Origin of the sequence: Psychrobacter sp. 16-MNA-CIBAN-0192 (assembly GCF_040309565.1) — a bacterium.
Lineage (GTDB): Bacteria > Pseudomonadota > Gammaproteobacteria > Pseudomonadales > Moraxellaceae > Psychrobacter.
The window spans coordinates 1-234 of the sequence record NZ_JBEOOX010000741.1; the positions used below are offsets into that span (position 1 = coordinate 1).

The 234-nt window shown below is 40.6% G+C and carries 1 protein-coding gene; it reads left to right on the top strand.

The genetic code is table 11. The features are described from left to right. The coding region (locus AAEY78_RS15050) for a radical SAM protein (protein WP_352340315.1) at positions 1 to 234 on the top strand (234 nt) is incomplete at both ends.

Consider the following 234-nt stretch of genomic DNA (forward strand, 5'->3'; position numbering starts at 1 on the left):
GACCCGGATTAGCAGCTATTGTTTACCGCGAAACCTTAATAATAAAACGGTCGAGCAATTATCCGAATTACGGGAAATGGGCTTATCCATTTTGTATATTGGCTGTGAAAGTGGTGATGACGAAGTGCTAAAACGAATTAATAAAGGCGAAACGTTTGCCTCATCCATAGCTGCGCTGCAGAAAATTAACCAAGCAGGCATCAAATCATCAGTAATGATTTTAATGGGCTTAGG